This is a genomic window from Bacillus fungorum (assembly GCF_002746455.1).
GTDB lineage: Bacteria > Bacillota > Bacilli > Bacillales > Bacillaceae_G > Bacillus_A > Bacillus_A fungorum.
Window position 1 is genome coordinate 155,213 of sequence record NZ_NWUW01000006.1, and the last position, 15,905, is coordinate 171,117.

The 15,905-nt window shown below is 37.1% G+C and carries 16 protein-coding genes; 13 read left to right on the forward strand and 3 right to left on the reverse strand.

Translation table 11 applies throughout. The features are described 5' to 3' along the window. Positions 1 to 163 precede the first annotated feature (163 nt). The 7 genes from CO726_RS11115 to uvrC all read left to right on the forward strand — a co-directional run bounded on the left by CO726_RS11115 (position 164) and on the right by uvrC (position 7,655). Positions 164 to 1,849, forward strand: coding sequence for a long-chain-fatty-acid--CoA ligase (locus tag CO726_RS11115; RefSeq protein ID WP_136699556.1), 1,686 nt, complete (start codon positions 164 to 166; stop codon positions 1,847 to 1,849). A gap of 106 nt (positions 1,850 to 1,955) precedes the next feature. Further along, complete coding sequence (locus CO726_RS11120) at positions 1,956 to 2,543, forward strand: fatty acid metabolism transcriptional regulator FadR (protein WP_000742222.1); 588 nt, start codon at positions 1,956 to 1,958, stop codon at positions 2,541 to 2,543. Between the two features lie 11 nt (positions 2,544 to 2,554). Further along, complete coding sequence (locus tag CO726_RS11125; protein WP_000911295.1) at positions 2,555 to 3,331, forward strand: enoyl-CoA hydratase; 777 nt, start codon at positions 2,555 to 2,557, stop codon at positions 3,329 to 3,331. Positions 3,332 to 3,409: 78 nt separating this feature from the next. Continuing rightward, positions 3,410 to 4,183, forward strand: a complete 774-nt coding sequence (gene etfB / locus CO726_RS11130; protein WP_001029030.1) for an electron transfer flavoprotein subunit beta — start codon at positions 3,410 to 3,412, stop codon at positions 4,181 to 4,183. 36 nt (positions 4,184 to 4,219) lie between these two features. Further along, positions 4,220 to 5,197, forward strand: coding sequence for an electron transfer flavoprotein subunit alpha (gene etfA / locus CO726_RS11135; RefSeq protein WP_099684281.1), 978 nt, complete (start codon positions 4,220 to 4,222; stop codon positions 5,195 to 5,197). 211 nt (positions 5,198 to 5,408) lie between these two features. Beyond that, a complete protein-coding gene (trxA, locus tag CO726_RS11140; RefSeq protein WP_001018943.1) occupies positions 5,409 to 5,723 on the forward strand; it encodes a thioredoxin in 315 nt (104 codons plus the stop codon). A gap of 147 nt (positions 5,724 to 5,870) precedes the next feature. Further along, on the forward strand, positions 5,871 to 7,655 hold the full coding sequence (uvrC, locus tag CO726_RS11145; RefSeq protein WP_099684282.1) for an excinuclease ABC subunit C: 1,785 nt from the start codon (positions 5,871 to 5,873) through the stop codon (positions 7,653 to 7,655). A 114-nt stretch (positions 7,656 to 7,769) separates the two neighbouring features. On the opposite strand, the gene CO726_RS11150 is transcribed toward uvrC, so the two are convergent. Then, complete coding sequence (locus tag CO726_RS11150) at positions 7,770 to 8,219, reverse strand: YslB family protein (RefSeq protein ID WP_000042224.1); 450 nt, start codon at positions 8,217 to 8,219, stop codon at positions 7,770 to 7,772. A 300-nt stretch (positions 8,220 to 8,519) separates the two neighbouring features. On the opposite strand from CO726_RS11150, the gene sdhC reads away from it, so the two are divergent. The 4 genes from sdhC (at position 8,520) to CO726_RS11170 (ending at position 12,246) form a co-directional block, all read left to right on the forward strand. Then, the gene (gene sdhC, locus CO726_RS11155) at positions 8,520 to 9,146 is read left to right on the forward strand and encodes a succinate dehydrogenase cytochrome B558 (RefSeq protein ID WP_000678354.1); all 627 of its coding nucleotides are present in this window, start codon (positions 8,520 to 8,522) and stop codon (positions 9,144 to 9,146) included. 13 nt (positions 9,147 to 9,159) lie between these two features. Next, positions 9,160 to 10,953: a succinate dehydrogenase flavoprotein subunit gene (gene sdhA / locus CO726_RS11160; protein WP_000676740.1), complete on the forward strand. Its 1,794-nt coding sequence runs from the start codon at positions 9,160 to 9,162 to the stop codon at positions 10,951 to 10,953. Beyond that, positions 10,946 to 11,707, forward strand: coding sequence for a succinate dehydrogenase iron-sulfur subunit (gene sdhB / locus CO726_RS11165; RefSeq protein WP_001291827.1), 762 nt, complete (start codon positions 10,946 to 10,948; stop codon positions 11,705 to 11,707). Before sdhA ends, sdhB begins: the two co-directional genes overlap by 8 nt. Before the next feature lie 92 nt (positions 11,708 to 11,799). Then, positions 11,800 to 12,246: an acyl-CoA thioesterase gene (locus CO726_RS11170; protein ID WP_099684283.1), complete on the forward strand. Its 447-nt coding sequence runs from the start codon at positions 11,800 to 11,802 to the stop codon at positions 12,244 to 12,246. A gap of 36 nt (positions 12,247 to 12,282) precedes the next feature. Here the strand turns inward: CO726_RS11170 and CO726_RS11175 are convergent, their stop codons facing one another. Then, complete coding sequence (locus CO726_RS11175) at positions 12,283 to 13,062, reverse strand: M15 family metallopeptidase (RefSeq protein WP_099684284.1); 780 nt, start codon at positions 13,060 to 13,062, stop codon at positions 12,283 to 12,285. Between the two features lie 264 nt (positions 13,063 to 13,326). On the opposite strand from CO726_RS11175, the gene motA reads away from it, so the two are divergent. Together motA and motB are read left to right on the forward strand one after the other, a co-directional pair. After that, positions 13,327 to 14,121: a flagellar motor stator protein MotA gene (motA, locus tag CO726_RS11180; protein ID WP_098761679.1), complete on the forward strand. Its 795-nt coding sequence runs from the start codon at positions 13,327 to 13,329 to the stop codon at positions 14,119 to 14,121. Beyond that, the gene (motB, locus tag CO726_RS11185; RefSeq protein ID WP_098761678.1) at positions 14,111 to 14,899 is read left to right on the forward strand and encodes a flagellar motor protein MotB; all 789 of its coding nucleotides are present in this window, start codon (positions 14,111 to 14,113) and stop codon (positions 14,897 to 14,899) included. Before motA ends, motB begins: the two co-directional genes overlap by 11 nt. 24 nt (positions 14,900 to 14,923) lie before the next feature. On the opposite strand, the gene CO726_RS11190 is transcribed toward motB, so the two are convergent. After that, the gene (locus CO726_RS11190) at positions 14,924 to 15,751 is read right to left on the reverse strand and encodes a 5'-nucleotidase, lipoprotein e(P4) family (RefSeq protein WP_099684285.1); all 828 of its coding nucleotides are present in this window, start codon (positions 15,749 to 15,751) and stop codon (positions 14,924 to 14,926) included. Positions 15,752 to 15,905: the final 154 nt, after the last annotated feature.

Genomic DNA, 15,905 nt, shown 5'->3' on the forward strand with positions numbered 1-15,905 from the left:
ATTAGGAGAGTTTATACATATAATAAGAAGTTAATGAAGTAAAGCATAGTTATGTAAAAGTCGGAATATTATGATTGTAACGTTGTGATGACTATAATATAATGAAAACAACCTCATGAATGAACATTCATTTATTTTTTATGTATTTGAAGGGGGAATGAAGGTGGAAAAACCATGGTTGAAAAATTATCCAGAGGAAATTCCAAGTACGATTTCTTATGATATTCAGCCGCTTCATAAATATGTAGAACAGATGGCTTCTCGCTACCCAGAAAAGAAAGCGCTTCACCTTTTAGGGAAGGATATTACATTTTCGGACTTCCATGATAAGGTGAAGAGGTTTGCAAATTATCTTCAAAAGCTCGGTGTGGAAAAGGGTGATCGAGTTGCTATTATGTTGCCCAATTGTCCGCAAGCTGTAATTGGTTATTATGGTATATTACTTGCGGGAGGTATCGTAGTACAAACAAATCCACTATATACAGAAAGAGAATTAGAATATCAGCTTCATGACTCGGGAGCAAAAGTAATTCTTTGCCTCGATTTAGTGTTTCCAAGAGTAACGAATGTTCAATCTGCTACAAAAATTGAGCATATTATCGTAACTCGTATTGCGGACTTTTTACCCTTCCCGAAAAACCTATTGTATCCATTTGTGCAGAAAAAACAGTCGAATTTAGTTGTGAAAGTATCGGAGAGTGAAACGATTCATCTTTGGAATTCAGTAGAAAAAGAAGTGAATACGGATGTTGAAGTGCCTTGTGATCCTGAAAATGATCTAGCCCTTTTACAGTACACAGGAGGAACAACTGGATTTCCGAAAGGGGTTATGTTAACGCATAAAAACCTCGTTTCTAACACGTTGATGGGGATTCATTGGTTATATAATTGCAAAGAAGGAGAAGAAGTCGTTCTTGGAGTTCTTCCATTTTTCCACGTGTACGGCATGACCGCTGTCATGAATTTAAGTATTATGCAAGGATACAAAATGGTTCTTATTCCAAAGTTTGATATGAAAATGGTTTTTGAAGCGATTAAGAAGCATAAAGTGACATTGTTCCCAGGGGCACCAACTATTTATATCGCTCTTTTAAATAGTTCGCTTTTAAAAGAATACGATATCTCTTCTATTCGTGCTTGTATTAGTGGCTCAGCGCCACTTCCAGTAGAAGTACAGGAAAAGTTTGAAACAGTTACAGGTGGTAAACTAGTAGAAGGATACGGTTTAACAGAATCATCTCCGGTTACACATAGTAATTTTTTATGGGAAAAGCGAGTGCCAGGTAGCATTGGAGTTCCGTGGCCAGATACAGAAGCAATGATTATGTCGCTTGAAACTGGTGAGGCATTACCACCGGGAGAAATTGGTGAAATTGTAGTGAAAGGCCCTCAAATTATGAAAGGGTATTGGAATAAGCCAGAAGAAACAGCAGCTGTATTGCAAGATGGCTGGCTCCATACAGGGGATGTTGGCTACATGGATGAAGATGGCTTCTTCTATGTAAAAGATCGCAAGAAAGATATGATTGTTGCAAGTGGATTTAATGTATATCCTCGTGAAGTAGAAGAAGTATTATATGAGCATGAAAAAGTGCAAGAAGTAGTGACGATTGGAGTTCCAGATCCGTACCGGGGAGAGACGGTTAAAGCATTTGTTGTGTTAAAAGAAGGTACGGAGTGTTCTGAGGAAGAATTAAACCAGTTTGCGCGTAAATATTTAGCAGCCTATAAAGTGCCGAAAGTATATGAGTTTAGAGATGAACTGCCGAAAACGACAGTCGGAAAAATATTACGACGCGTCCTAATAGATGAAGAGAAGAGAAAGAATGAGGATGAGCAAACGGGCTAAGGCCCTTTCTTTTTGAAAAAATAGGATTGACACTTTTCTAAATAGTCAGTATTATAAGAATATGAATGACTATTCATTCAGTCATCTTCTTGAAGGGGACAGTAAAGTGAAGAAAAATAGACCGAAATACAATCAAATTATTGATGCGGCAGTCATTGTGATTGCGGAGAATGGGTACCACCAAGCGCAAGTTTCTAAAATAGCAAAGCAAGCTGGGGTAGCTGATGGCACGATTTATTTATATTTTAAAAATAAAGAAGATATATTAATATCCTTATTCCAAGAGAAGATGGGAGAATTTGTCGAAACAATTCGTCAAAAAACAGCAGGAATTGAAAGCGCTGTATCGAAATTATTCATGTTGGTAGAAACACACTTCTTGCTGTTGTCACAAAATGATCCTCTTGCTATCGTTACGCAATTAGAGCTAAGACAGTCTAATCAAGACTTACGCCTGAAAATAAATGAAGTATTAAAAGGCTACTTACAAGTTATCGATGAGATTTTAGAAACAGGTATAAAGCAAGGTGAATTCCAAGCGGATTTAAATGTTCGCGTGGCAAGACAAATGATCTTTGGAACAGTAGATGAAGTTGTGACCAATTGGGTAATGAGCGATCATAAGTATGATCTGGTCGCACTTTCAAAAACGGTACATGGGCTACTTATTGCAGCTTGTGGCTATCGTCAATAATGGGAGGGATCATGTTGAAATTCCTATCTGTAAGAGTTGAAGATCATATCGCGGTGGCGACGTTAAATCATGCGCCGGCTAACGCGATGTCTTCACAAGTTATGCATGACGTTACTGAATTAATTGATCAAGTGGAGAAGGATGATAACATTCGTGTTGTTGTTATTCACGGTGAAGGGCGCTTCTTCTCGGCGGGAGCAGATATTAAAGAATTTACATCTGTTACTGAAGCGAAGCAAGCGACAGAATTAGCGCAGCTTGGACAAGTAACGTTTGAGCGCGTTGAAAAATGTTCAAAACCAGTTATCGCGGCAATTCATGGAGCGGCACTTGGCGGCGGCCTTGAGTTTGCTATGTCTTGCCACATGCGCTTTGCAACTGAAAGTGCAAAACTTGGTTTACCTGAGTTAACACTTGGATTAATTCCTGGATTTGCAGGTACACAGCGATTACCACGTTATGTTGGGAAAGCGAAAGCTTGTGAAATGATGTTAACAAGTACACCGATTACTGGTGCAGAAGCATTAAAATGGGGACTTGTTAACGGAGTTTTTGCTGAAGAAACATTTTTAGATGATACGCTTAAAGTTGCAAAACAGATTGCTGGAAAAAGCCCAGCGACGACTCGTGCTGTACTAGAGTTATTGCAAACGACGAAATCGTCTCATTATTATGAAGGTGTACAACGCGAAGCTCAAATCTTTGGTGAAGTATTTACGAGTGAAGATGGAAGAGAAGGTGTAGCAGCGTTTTTAGAAAAACGTAAGCCTTCATTTAGTGGCAGGTAGTTCAATTATTTTTTTGATATAAATTAACAGAAAATTAAAATTGATAGAATCTTTCTGAAAAACAAGGGGGTAAATGGAATGAACATCTACGTACTCATGAAACGAACATTTGATACAGAAGAAAAAATCGTAATTAAAAACGGTGCAATTTACGATGGCGAAGCGGAATTCATCATCAACCCTTACGATGAATATGCGATTGAAGAAGCAATTCAAGTAAGAGACGCACAAGGTGGAGAAGTTACTGTTGTAACAGTCGGTGGCGAAGATAGTGAGAAAGAACTTCGTACGGCATTAGCGATGGGCTGCGATAAAGCGGTATTAATTAATATTGAAGATGATGTAGAAAATGGTGACCAGTTCACGACAGCAAAAGTGCTTGCTGAATATTTAAAAGATAAAGATGCAGATTTAATTTTAGGCGGAAACGTTGCAATTGATGGTGCATCTGGACAAGTCGGTCCACGCGTAGCTGAAGCGTTAAATATTCCGTACGTAACGACAATTACAAAACTTGAAATTGACGGTACAAACGTGAAGATTGAGCGTGATGTTGAAGGTGATACAGAAGTGATTGAAACTTCATTACCAGTTTTAGTAACAGCACAGCAAGGTTTAAATGAACCGCGTTATCCATCGCTTCCAGGTATTATGAAAGCGAAGAAAAAGCCACTAGAAGAATTAGAATTAGATGATTTAGATTTAGAAGAAGATGATGTGGAAGCAAAGACAAAAACAATTGAAATCTATTTGCCTCCTAAGAAAGATGCAGGAAAAGTGTTACAAGGCGAGCTGCAAGATCAAGTAAAAGAACTTGTATCGTTGCTCCATACAGAAGCGAAAGTAATCTAATAAAATACGAAATTATATATGCAGGAGGGAAAATCTATGGCTCGTAAAGTATTAGTAATGGGTGAAGTTCGTGATGGATCGCTACGTAACGTTTCGTTTGAAGCGGTAGCAGCAGCAAAAACAATTGCAGAAGGCGGTGAAGTAGTAGGTCTTCTAGTTGGAGACAGCGTTGCCTCTTTTGCAAATGAATTGATTCATTACGGTGCAGATCGCGTTGTGACAGTTGAAAATGATAAATTAAAATCATATACATCTGATGGTTATGCACAAGCGTTTTTAGCTGTATATGGTGAAGAAAATCCAGAAGGTATTGTATTTGGACATACAGCACTTGGTAAAGATTTATCACCAAAATTAGCAGCGAAGCTTGAAGCTGGTCTAGTTTCTGACGTAACTGCTTTAGAAGTTGAAGGTGGAAATGTTATCTTTACTCGTCCAATTTACTCTGGTAAAGCGTTTGAGAAGAAGATTGTAACAGACGGCATCTTATTTGCGACAGTACGTCCAAATAACATTGCAACGCTTGAAAAGGATGAGTCTCGCAGTGGTGACGTGTCTTCTATTACAGTAGACGTGAAAGACCTACGTACAATCATTCAAGATGTCGTCCGTAAGACGGCAGAAGGTGTTGACCTTTCTGAAGCGAAAGTTATTATCGCTGGCGGACGCGGTGTGAAGAGTGAAGAAGGATTCAAGCCATTAAAAGAGTTAGCTGACGTATTAGGCGGCGCTGTTGGAGCATCTCGTGGTGCTTGTGACGCTGAGTATTGCGATTACTCATTACAAATTGGTCAAACTGGTAAAGTTGTTACGCCAGACCTATACATTGCATGCGGTATTTCTGGTGCGATTCAGCATTTAGCTGGTATGTCTAACTCAAAAATAATCGTTGCGATTAATAAAGACCCAGAAGCAAGTATTTTCAAAGTAGCTGACTATGGTATTGTCGGTGACTTGTTTGAAGTCGTACCTCTTTTAACAGAAGAGTTTAAAAAATTAAAAGTACATTCATGATTTGAGTACCCTTGAGTTCCAAGTGAAGTACCCCTATATATAGAAAAAGGTGAGAGATCCCCTGTCTCTCATCTTTTTAGTATTTAATCCGTATTTTTATATAGTATAAAGGAACATTTTTTTGTTACAATACATAACGATACATATTATTCGCCACGTATATAAGTTAATGATATACTCTTGGTAGAATATACTTGAAGGAGGAAATAAAATGGCAATTGTAAACGCAAATGACCAAAGCTTCGCAGCAGAAACTAGCGAAGGTGTTGTATTATTAGATTTTTGGGCACCTTGGTGTGGACCTTGTAAAATGATCGCTCCTGTATTAGAGGAAATTGATGCAGAACTAGGCGAAAAAGTAAAAGTAGTAAAAGTAGACGTAGATGAAAACCAAGAAACTGCTCGTCAATTCGAAGTAATGAGCATTCCAGCTCTTTTCGTATTAAAAGACGGTAAAGTGGTTGATCAAGCGTTAGGTTACAAACCGAAAGAAGCGTTAGTAGAATTAGTTTCTAAACACTTCTAAAATAAAGAAGCTACCATTTGGTAGCTTTTTTATTTTCCTTTTTTACACCTTTCCGTTACAATAAAAGAACGTATGTTGGGTGTTTTGGCATAGTATGTTTTCATGTGAAAATAAAAATGCTAAGCATGTAGAAAGGGAGGGTAACGAGTGCACGAACATTTAAAAGAGAAGTTGGCCATTTTACCAGATCAACCTGGTTGTTATTTAATGAAAGATAAGCAAGGAACGGTTATATATGTAGGAAAGGCAAAAGTGCTTAAAAATCGTGTGCGCTCGTACTTTACTGGTTCGCATGATGGGAAAACACTTCGGCTTGTAGGAGAAATTGTAGATTTTGAATATATTGTAACCTCCTCAAATCTAGAGGCTCTCATTTTAGAGTTAAACTTAATAAAAAAATATGATCCAAAATATAATATTCAATTAAAAGATGATAAAACATATCCTTTTATTAAAATTACAGCTGAGAAACAGCCGCGATTACTCATTACGCGAAACGTAAAAAAGGATAAAGGAAAGTATTTTGGTCCTTATCCGAATGCACAATCAGCTCATGAAACGAAAAAACTGCTAGATCGTATGTATCCGCTTCGTAAGTGCTCAAATATGCCTGATAAAGTTTGTTTATATTATCATATGGGGCAATGTTTAGCGCCTTGTGTGAAAGAAGTGACGGAAGAACAAAACAAAGAAATTGTAGATGAAATTATTAAATTTTTAAATGGTGGACATAAAGAAGTTCGTTCAGAATTAGAAACAAAGATGTATGAAGCTTCAGAGAAACTAGAATTTGAACGTGCAAAAGAGTTACGTGATCAAATTGCGCATATCGATGCGATTATGGAAAAACAAAAGATGATTATGAGTGACTTAGTGGATCGTGATGTGTTTGGGTATGCAGTTGATAAAGGATGGATGTGTGTTCAAGTTTTCTTCGTTCGAAAAGGAAAGCTAATTGAACGTGATGTTTCTATGTTTCCAATCTACGATGAACCAGAAGAGGGGTTTTTAACGTTTATCGGTCAATTTTATGAAAACAGCAGTCATTTTAAGCCAAAGGAAATTGTCGTTCCAGGAAGTATAGACTCAGAATTAGTAGAGCGCTTTTTAGAAGTGGAAGCGACGCAGCCGAAACGCGGTAAGAAAAAAGATCTTGTAGAATTGGCAAATAAAAATGCGAAGATTGCTCTTGAAGAGAAATTCTACTTAATTGAACGTGATGAAGAGCGAACGATTAAAGCGGTAGAGAATTTAGGGAAGCAGCTCGGAATTGAAACGCCTTACCGTATTGAATCGTTTGATAACTCAAATATTCAAGGGACAAATCCTGTTTCTGCAATGATTGCTTTTATCGATGGGAAACCAGCTAAGAAAGAATACAGGAAATATAAAATTAAAACGGTTCAAGGGCCAGATGATTATGAGTCTATGAGAGAAGTTGTGAGACGCCGTTATACAAGAGCACTGAAAGAGAGCCTACCTTTACCCGATTTAATCATTATTGATGGCGGAAAAGGCCATTTGGCGGCTGCAAGTGATATTTTAGAAAATGAGCTCGGCTTATACATTCCGATGGCAGGGCTTGTAAAAGATGACAAACATAAAACATCCCATTTAATTATTGGAGACCCACCTGAACCTGTGATGCTTGAGAGAAATAGCCAAGAATTTTATTTGTTGCAACGCATTCAAGATGAAGTGCATCGATTTGCGATTACATTCCATCGTCAATTACACGGAAAATCTGTCATTCAATCAGCGCTGGATGATATTCCTGGAATTGGGGATAAGCGAAAAAAGGTATTGTTGAAACATTTTGGATCGCTAAAAAAGATGAAAGAGGCTTCTGTAACGGAATTTGTCGAAGCAGGTATGCCGAAAAATGTCGCAGAGACAATTTATACTTATTTAGTGGATAAGAAGACGTTGTAGTTTACAACGTCTTCTATTTTTTGGTATAATTTCTGAAGATTTAAAATAAACAGATCTGAATGAAAATGCAAAAAAGTCAACTAAACTTAAATGTCTAGTTGACTGTAGGTAATGCTACACTTCAATGAGATCTTTTATATCCCATTTCACAAGAAATGTAATAGAGTCTGAACGTTTTTTCTTTTCTTCATAGGACTCAGCAACGACGTTACGTTGCTTTTGAATTTGTTCAGCGATGAATCCAGCTTCTAATTGGTAAGAAGAATGTCTTTTTTGTTTTTGACGTTCAGCAATGAGTGTGCCTTTAAGTTGGAACTGCATTTCACGACGCTTATGTTCAATAATGCTTAAAGTGCCCCAGCCAGCTTTTTCAAAGAACTGAATGACTTCTTCAATTGTTTCTAGTGGATATTTTCTTGCAAGGTTTCTACCGGACCAGTATAAAATACCATCTAAATCGTTACCGATTAAATCAGGTAGTAATTCTTCACGTAGCAATTCATAAGCGAAGGCGTTCAATGAAACATCTTCTAAAGATGTTGTATCGATTGTATTTTTACTCACAATATTCCCCTCTTTCTATAGGGATTATTATATAACATTTCTCATTTATAAAAACAGATTTTTCTTTGGGAAAATCTGAATATATAAGAAGAAAAAAAGAATTGGCAAATTATATGCAAATTATGTATACGTTTTCTTGACGCTTCGACAAAAATAGGAGTAAAATGAACTTGGTATCAAATTATGCTGAAATATTTCGAATAATTTTTTCAGTTTTTCTTATGCCAATAGTGAAAAAACATTATTGCCATAAACTAATCTGAAAACAGCAGTCAATCATTCAAGGGGGGTAATGGGGACATGAAAGGCCGCGAGTATACGTTTCGTAAGTGGCACTCATTAATGGGGGTCATCCCGGTTGGTGTCTTTTTGACGCAACATTTAATTGTAAACAACTTTGCAACACGAGGAGCAGAGGCTTTTAACAAAGCTGCAGGCTTTATGGAGCTCCTTCCATTCCGGTATGCGCTAGAAATTTTCATTATCTTTTTACCAATACTGTACCATGCTATATATGGCTTATATATTGCATTTACAGCTAAGAACAATGCGGTTTCTTACGGTTACTTCCGTAACTGGATGTTCGTCTTCCAAAGAATTTCAGGTATCGTTACACTGATTTTCATTTCTTGGCACGTCTGGGAAACTCGTATTCAAGCAATGTTAGGTAAAGAGGTAAACTATGATATGATGGCAGATATTTTAAACAATCCAGCTATGTTTGCATTCTACTTAGTTGGTGTTGTTTCAACAATTTTCCACTTTGCAAATGGACTATGGACATTCTGCATCAGCTGGGGAATTACAGTATCTCCACGTTCACAAAGAATCTCTACTTATGTAACATTAGCTATTTTCTTAGGTCTATCTTATGTAGGTGTGAGTGCATTATTAGCGTTCATCGATCCACAGCTAGCAAACCAGTAAGGAGTGGGAGAGCATGAAAGGGAAACTTATAGTAGTCGGCGGTGGCTTGGCTGGCTTAATGGCAACGATTAAAGCGGCGGAAGCAGGAGTAAATGTTGAACTGTTCTCTTTAGTACCAGTAAAACGTTCGCATTCTGTATGTGCCCAAGGTGGAATTAACGGTGCCGTAAATACGAAAGGTGAAGGGGATTCTCCATGGATCCACTTTGACGATACAATTTATGGTGGGGACTTCTTAGCGAACCAACCACCAGTTAAAGCAATGTGTGAAGCAGCACCTGGTATCATTCATTTAATGGACCGTATGGGTGTTATGTTCAACCGTACGGAAGAAGGACTTCTTGATTTCCGTCGTTTTGGTGGAACGCAACATCACCGTACAGCATTTGCTGGTGCAACAACTGGACAGCAATTACTATACGCATTAGATGAGCAAGTACGTCGTCATGAAGTAGCAGGACTAGTAACGAAATATGAAGGTTGGGATTTCTTACGAGCTGTTGTTGATGATGAAGGTGTGTGCCGAGGAATCGTTGCACAAGACTTACAAACTATGGAGATTAAAAGTTTCGGAGCTGATGCCGTGATTATGGCAACAGGGGGCCCTGGTATCATCTTTGGAAAATCAACAAACTCCATTATCAATACAGGTACAGCAGCTTCTGCTGTATATCAACAAGGCGCATATTATGCAAACGGTGAGTTCATTCAAATTCATCCAACGGCAATTCCTGGAGACGATAAATTACGTCTTATGAGTGAATCTGCACGTGGTGAAGGTGGACGTGTTTGGACATATAAAGATGGTAAACCATGGTACTTCTTAGAAGAAAAATATCCAGCTTACGGAAACCTTGTACCTCGTGATATTGCAACGCGTGAAATTTTTGATGTTTGCGTAGAGCAAAAACTAGGTATTAACGGTGAAAACATGGTGTACTTAGATCTTTCTCATAAAGATCCGAAAGAACTAGATATTAAACTTGGTGGAATTATTGAAATCTATGAGAAATTTACAGGTGACGATCCTCGTAAACTACCAATGAAAATTTTCCCAGCTGTTCACTATTCAATGGGCGGACTATGGGTTGATTATAAGCAGATGACAAGTATTCCAGGTTTATTTGCAGCAGGTGAGTGTGATTACTCTATGCACGGTGGTAACCGCCTTGGTGCGAACTCACTATTATCAGCAATTTACGGTGGTATGGTAGCAGGACCAAATGCAATTGAATATATGAAGGGTCTTTCTAAATCATCTGATGCTGTTTCATCTACTGTGTATGAACAAAATGAATTGATCGAAACAGAGAAATTTAACAATATTTTAACGCTCGATGGTAACGAAAATGCGTATGTTCTTCATAAAGAGCTTGGAGAATGGATGACAGATAACGTTACAGTAGTTCGTGAAAATAAAAAGTTATTAGAAACAGATGCAAAAATTGAAGAGTTAATGGCTCGTTACAAACGTATTAACATTAACGATACAGCGAGATGGAGTAACCAAGGTGCTTCATTTACACGCCAACTTGCAAATATGTTTGAATTAGCGCGTGTTATTACAATTGGCGCATATAACCGTAATGAGAGCCGTGGGGCGCATTACAAACCTGAATTCCCAAATCGTGATGATGCAAACTTCTTAAAAACTACGATGGCAAAATTTGAAGGAGAAGGAAATGCACCAGCATTCCATTACGAAGACGTGGATATTTCATTAATTAAACCACGTAAACGTGATTATTCTTCAAAACACGATGTAGCTGCTAAGGGTGAAGAGAAGGGGGATAAACAACATGTCTGAGAAAACAATCCGCCTCATCATTACGAGACAAGACGGACCAGACGCGCAAGCGTTTGACCAAGAGTTTGAAATTCCGTATCGTCCGAATATGAATATTATTTCGGCGCTTATGGAAATTCGTCGTAATCCTGTTGATTCAAAAGGAAATCAGACAACTCCGATTGCATGGGATATGAACTGTTTAGAGGAAGTATGTGGTGCATGTTCGATGGTGATTAACGGAAAACCACGTCAATCATGTACAGCGCTTATCGATCAATTAGAACAACCAATTCGCTTAAAACCGATGAAGACATTCCCAGTTGTTCGTGACCTACAAGTTGACCGTAGTCGCATGTTTAATGCTCTAAAACGTGTTAAAGCTTGGATTCCAATTGATGGCACGTATGACTTAGGTCCAGGACCAAGAATGCCAGAGAAGAAACGTCAATGGGCTTATGAGCTTTCAAAATGTATGACATGTGGCGTATGCTTAGAATCATGTCCAAACGTAAATAGTAAATCTGACTTTATTGGACCAGCACCGTTATCACAAGCTCGTTTATTCAACTCACATCCAACGGGTGAAATGCATAAAGCAGATCGCTTGCGTGCAATTATGGGTGATGGGGGACTTGCAAACTGTGGTAACTCTCAAAACTGTGTGCAATCGTGTCCAAAGGGTATTCCATTAACAACTTCAATTGCGGCGTTAAACCGTGATACAACAATTCAATCGTTCAAAGATTTCTTTGGTAGCGACAATAACTATTAATAAATATTGCCTCTTCAATATGAAGAGGCAATATTTATAACTATATTTTTCTGTTTATTCTGTTTATTTTAAGGTGAAAAGGAGAGGGAACAATGAAGAGGATTTCTTATATTGAAGACTTTAAGCAATGGGAAAGTGGTTTTTCGTTTTACAACCCTGTAAAGGTTCGTTTTGGTGAAGTAGATATGTTTGGACATGTAAATAATGTCGTTGCCTTTACCTATTTTGAAGAAGCACGTATAGCATTGTTTAAAGAACTTGGATTTATGCAAGAATGGACGCATGAATCTTCAGAAACGATGATTGTTGTTGCGGATTTACAATGTAATTTTATTAAGCAAATATATTTTGATGAACAGTTGAAGGTGTATGTAAAAGCGGGATCAGTTGGTAATTCTTCTTTAGATTTGCATTATATGGTGAAGAATGCAGAAGGAGAAGTTTGTTTAGTTGGTCGTGGAATGATGGTTCAAGCCTCGAAAAAAACGGGAAGAGGCGAACCGTGGCCTGAAGAATGGAAGAAAAAATTACTACAATGATAGAGTGAAAGAAAAATAAGAGAGCAAGTTGCTCTCTTATTTTTTGTCTTCCATCGCTTCTTCTAGTGTTAAATGATGTTTATATATGTATGTAGCGTATGGATTTCCAACGTAGCGCAAATGCCACGGTTCATATGAATATTCCGTTGTTTCTGTTTTATCTTCTAAATAACGAATGACAAAGCCAAATTCATGGGCATGTTTTGCAACCCATTTTCCTTCGGCTGTCTCTCCAAAAATAGGCTCTAATTGGAATTTAGCAGATTTTGAACTAATATCCATTGCTAAACCCGTTTGATGTTCACTTGTACCGGGAATGGCACTTACTGAATCCGCCTCAGCTTTTCCTTGACGTCTAACGTATGTATCATGTAATGATTTTTGGCGTTTGTATGAACGATAACCAGATACAGCTGTAAGTTCAAGTCCTTCTATCTTTGCCGCTTTAAACATATTTTCAAGCGCATTAGCAGCATCTTTACGCAACAATGTTTTTTCTTTATCTTTTGGACTAGTAAATGGTACGTTTGGCCTTGTTAAGTCTTCAGGAGTGTATCCATCTGGTAGTTTTCGGTGTTTATTAACTAATACAAGATTAGATTCTGGATTTGTTACAACGGAAAAATCATTGTCTAGTTTTTTTGCATTATGATCAGCTTTAGGAAAAGCAGGAATCTCTTCTTTTTGATGGTTACTATGTTTTTGATTTTCGACAGCTTTCGCCTCATTTTGTAGTGGCGATTTAGCACCGAAATAAGCGAAAGATGTGATGCCGATTACAATAGTAGCGGCAGAAATAATGATTATTTTTTTCATGATGCCTTGTAATCACAGTCCTTTCTTAATAAAATATGTATTGTTTTTATTATAAGTCTAGTTTGCTGAAAAAGAAATATAAGAGTTGTAACGTAATAGAAATGCAAAGAAAATGTCAGAAAATGTGTGAATTTGTAGTATTTTTTCATATAATTCATTTCTTATCTTTCATGAAATGAATTTTTTGTGTAATATATACATATAAGAAGATGTAACGATTATCGAGAATAAAGAACTTCTTGTATAGACTAGGAGTGAATGGGAATGGATTTTGCAACAATTATTGGACTTGTTTTAGGATTTGTAGCAGTGGTAGTAGGGATGGTCGTCAAGGGCGCTGACGTAACAGCCTTATTGAATCCTGCCGCAGCATTAATTATTTTTGTTGGTACATTTGCTGCAGTATGTATCGCATTTCCGATGAATCAACTAAAAAAAGTTCCAAAATTATTTAAAGTTCTTTTTGGTTCAAATAAAAAGGATTTAAGTTATGAACAGCTGCTAGAATTGTTTGTTCATTGGACATCAGAAAGTAGAAAATACGGTATTTTGTCTTTAGAGCAACAACTAGACAAAATTCAAGATGAATTTCTTTTGCGTGGTATGAAATTTGTGATTGATGGTGTATCCGCAGAAGACTTAGAACAGATTTTAGAAGCTGAATTAGAAGCAATTGAAGAAAGACATGCAAAAGGAGCTGCTATTTTTTCACAAGCTGGTACGTATGCACCGACGTTAGGAGTTTTAGGTGCTGTTATTGGTCTTGTAGCCGCGCTTGGTAATTTAACAGATATTGATAAGTTAGGACATGCTATTTCGGGTGCGTTTATTGCAACGATTTTTGGTATTTTTTCAGGTTATGTGTTATGGCATCCTTTTGCAAATAAGTTAAAGCAAAAATCTGCAGCTGAAATTGAGAAAAAACGTTTAATTATTGATTGTTTATTAATGTTACAAGAAGGCACATATCCGTTTATTATGAAGAACCGCATTTTAGGTGCACTTTCTGCAGCTGAGCGTAAAAAGCTGGAAAAAGGAGCAGAAAAAAATGCGGAGTAAGAAAAATAGAAGAGGCAAAAAGAAAAAACATGATGAGCATATCGATGAAACTTGGTTAATTCCATATTCTGACATGCTAACGTTGTTATTTGCATTGTTCATCGTTTTATTCGCAATGAGTAGTATAGATGCTGCGAAGTTCAAACAGATGGCTGTTGCTTTTCGAAGCGAATTAGCAGGTGGAACAGGTAACAAAGAATTTTTAAGTGATCAGAAGCCAAATGATGAAAAGGAATTATCAGCAAGTAGCCTTGAGGCAGAACAAACAAAAAAACAAGAAGAAGCTAGAGAAAAAGAAAAAAAAGAAATGGATGAATTGAAAGCATTACAAAAAAAGATTGATCAATATATTAATGAGAAACAATTATCCTCTTCTTTTCAAACTAAATTAACCGAACAGGGATTAATGGTAACAATATTAGAAAATATACTATTTGATTCGGGGAAGGCAGATGTGAAGTTAGAATCAATAGGGATTGCAAAAGAGATGTCTAGCTTACTTGTTTCAGCGTCACCTCGTGAAATTACAGTATCTGGTCATACGGATAATGTCCCTATTGCCAATTCACAATTTGCATCGAATTGGGAATTAAGTACGCAGCGGGCAGTTAATTTTATGCAAGTATTACTGCAAAATAAAGAATTACAACCAGAAAAATTTAGTGCGATTGGTTACGGGGAATACCGTTCAATTGCTCCAAACGATACACAAGAAGGAAAGGCAAAGAATAGACGTGTGGAAGTGTTTATCTTGCCTTTAACAGAGAAAGCAAAATAAAGAGGATGGCGAATGCCATCCTCTTTATTTTGCATCAAATGATTTTAAGTTGTCACGACGGATTTTATCTTTTTCTGCATCTGATTTTTTGAAATCATAATCATATAAAGCGCCTTCCCAATCACCATACATTGGATTCGGGAAAATAATAAATTTCTCGCCAAACTGTGTTTTTGAATCTGCTACTGCTTGGTTTCGATCTTTTACAGACTTTCCATCAAAACCGGTGAAATCAGATAAGTTATCACCGAAGAATAAGACGATATCATGTGTTTGAGAAACGAGTTCACGGCGTTTTTCTTTTCCTTTTTCTTTCGGATCTTGTAGTAATATATGTTCTTTCGTTGCTTGAGGAGCGCCTACACGCTCAAGATTTTTAATTGTTGCATCTAGTTGGTTTGTTTTACGATTTGAGATGTAGTAAATATCTACACCTTTAGACTCTGTATATTTTAAGAAATCAATTGCACCTGGAAGGGCTTCAGCTTCAGCCTTATTAATCCAGTCATCCCATTTATACGGATAGCCTTTTCCTGTTTTTACGCTCATTGCTTGATGAGGACTGTTGTCTAAAACCGTTTCATCTAAATCAAGTACGATAGCAGGTTTTTTCTCTGTTCCTTTTGCAAGAACTGCATCAAGCTTTAATTGACCGATGTTGTATCCTTGGTAGTAAAGTGCTTTCGTTTCACCAGCTGTTTGATACCATAAATCAGCCATTAATTGCTGTTCTGTTAATTTTACTTTTTCTTCTTTCGCCACTGTTTTCTCTGGTGTTCCTGAACATGCTACAAGTGATGTAGATAGAACTGCTACAGATAATAAAGTGGTAATGCCCCTCTTCATCTTCATATGTATCCTCCTTGATGTTAGAAAATCATCTTATATTATATATTAAAATATAATATTTTAATATGAACATTTGCATATTGTCTTTTGTATATATAGTAGTATGTCCTATATTAGAAAGATGAGTAAAATAATAATAGTTTTTTGACAAATTTCA